The following is a 2,069-nucleotide window of genomic DNA, read 5'->3' as shown; positions in this document are numbered from 1 at the left end:
TATCCGCGCTCAAACTGAACTCCTTGGTCGGCGAGTTTCAAGTAACGGCAAGGTAAGCCATTGCGGTAAGGAATACTCGCTTTAAATGAACCTTTGCTCCTGCAAAAAAAATGGCCTTCTGAATCAGAAGGCCATTTTTTTGCACTGCTTGCTATCAATAATAACGCCTACCCCTCCATAAACTGATGGTTGATGTAAGCATGAAGGTTGGTAATGTGCTGCTCCATCCAGACTGACAAGCCATGCAGTTCGATCACCTTGTCTCGGTAGAGAGCTAAGGTTTCAATGGTTTTGCTGACTTCATGAATGGGCAAGACCAGCAAGTCTTCGTCGGGTGCCATGGACTGGGTGGCTTTACCCAATGCTTGATATTGATCTAGATCGTCTTGCTTGACTTGGGCCCCTATTGGTAAGGGGATGGTGGTCGTTGCTTTCATGACTTGGCCCACAGCCCGCCGAACAAAGGGCCTATCTTGAATCGCAATGTAAGCCTGTTGCGGGGTATCGCAATCTCTTAGGTAATCACTGGCTTGTTGGGCTAGCTCGCCCTCTTCTTCCATCGCCATTTCATAGGCCATGTCGAGACTGAGGAAATAGTCCTTGGTCTTCTGCACGCTGGCGTTTACATCTGACGCGGGCCACATCAGGTTGTCGATAATAATGAAGTCTCTTTCTTTGACGAAATACAACTTAGAACGGCTGGTTTTCACCCAATGGAAAAAGTCGCGGTCGAGTTGCAGAAAGGCATAAAGATCACGGGCGCTGACCGTGTCAGCAGGTTGTCCGTTGAGTAAACAGGTATAAAGAGGAATCCGTTTAATAGCCATAGTTGGCCTCCTGTAGTTTTGCTTCAACCACCTAGTGAGGTTCCAATCTCAGTAAGGTGGTGGGTCTGAATCAGGTTGGAACTACCGCCCACAGGTACGGCCTAGCCGAAGCTAGCCCAAGACAGACCCACCCTAACAGGCGGATCTCGGCCATAAAAAAACACGCGGTGCGTGTTTTAAGCCGCTGTAGTTTAAGCGGGGTTCCAATCCCGACACTGGATTTTGCCAGTGCAAGAGGAATGCTAGAGTAAAACGCAGAGAGGGTCAATGACGAAGGCTAGTCGCTTTTTTTCGGGAGCTGAAACAAAGGAATGAAAAGGGGTCAACTGCAAGTAACGGAGACATTAGTTGGATTGGTCGTTGCCGCAAAATGACATTCCTACTCGAAACTAGCGCCTACCTCGCTGGAATGTCATTTTGCTTCAAAGCTGGTCTGTGATGGTAACCATTTCCTACATAACAAAAAGCCAATCACCTGATATGACTGGCTTTGAAAAGTGGGTGACCTAATGAATTTTTAAGTCATTACTCATAGTGACTATAAAGCCGAAGCACTTTTATAACTTTCTCGGTTGCTAATACTTGATACACAAGACGGTGTTGAATATTAATTCTGCGTGAATACGCACCAGCTAGGTCACCAATAAGCTTTTCAAACGGAGGTGGTTTTTGATACGGGTCTTCGGCAATTAAAGCGAGCAAGGCTTGTGCTTTTGGTTTCAACCCACTTGATGCTAATTTTTTGGCATCTTTCTGAGCTTGCCTTGTATAAACCAACCGCCATGTCACCAATCCAACTCCTCATCACACTCACCAATAGGAGTATCCATACCCTCGCGAATAGACTCACGCATATTAGGAACGGACAGCAAAAACAGTGTTTCCTGAATCGCAGACCAGTCTTCTTCCGATACTAAAACCGCGTTATTACGCTTACCAGTAATCATAACTGGCTGATGCGAAGCTGCCGTTTCATCAATGAGCCGATATAAATTACCACGTGCCTCTGTTGCCGTAATCCCAGCCATCCTACACCTCAAGATCAATTAACTTGTCAGTAAATTGTACCCTATCAGATACGTTCGTCAATACGTACGCAATTAAACAATAACGCTAACTGTCAGCGCAATTTGCAAGAAACACAGACTAAAACCCTTGGCTTTACTGATTTCCTAAGATGTCTGTCCTATTAATTCCCTACAGCGGATAATAAAAAGCCAATCACTTGATATGACTGGCTTT

At 45.7% G+C, this 2,069-nt stretch carries 3 protein-coding genes; all 3 read right to left on the bottom strand.

The window, feature by feature from the left end; genetic code table 11:
- Nucleotides 1-167: 167 nt before the first annotated feature.
- The 3 genes from I8J31_RS13345 to I8J31_RS13335 all read right to left on the bottom strand — a co-directional run bounded on the left by I8J31_RS13345 (nucleotide 168) and on the right by I8J31_RS13335 (nucleotide 1,855).
- Nucleotides 168-827, bottom strand: coding sequence for an antA/AntB antirepressor family protein (locus I8J31_RS13345; RefSeq protein WP_199469077.1), 660 nt, complete (start codon nucleotides 825-827; stop codon nucleotides 168-170).
- 525 nt (nucleotides 828-1,352) lie between these two features.
- Entirely contained in the window at nucleotides 1,353-1,616 is a 264-nt protein-coding gene (locus I8J31_RS13340) for a Txe/YoeB family addiction module toxin (RefSeq protein ID WP_199469076.1), read from the bottom strand.
- A complete protein-coding gene (locus I8J31_RS13335; RefSeq protein WP_199469075.1) occupies nucleotides 1,613-1,855 on the bottom strand; it encodes a type II toxin-antitoxin system Phd/YefM family antitoxin in 243 nt (80 codons plus the stop codon). Before I8J31_RS13335 ends, I8J31_RS13340 begins: the two co-directional genes overlap by 4 nt.
- Nucleotides 1,856-2,069 lie beyond the last annotated feature (214 nt).

Source organism: Marinomonas transparens (assembly GCF_016463975.1).
GTDB lineage: Bacteria > Pseudomonadota > Gammaproteobacteria > Pseudomonadales > Marinomonadaceae > Marinomonas > Marinomonas transparens.
The sequence above is the reverse complement of the archived record's forward strand: the minus strand, read 5'-3'. Positions and strand labels throughout refer to the sequence as shown.

Coding starts and splice junctions, on each gene's coding strand:
- I8J31_RS13345 (WP_199469077.1), bottom strand. CDS start 827: ATGGCTATTAAACGGATTCCTCTTTATACCTGTTTACTCAACGGACAA.
- I8J31_RS13335 (WP_199469075.1), bottom strand. CDS start 1,855: ATGGCTGGGATTACGGCAACAGAGGCACGTGGTAATTTATATCGGCTC.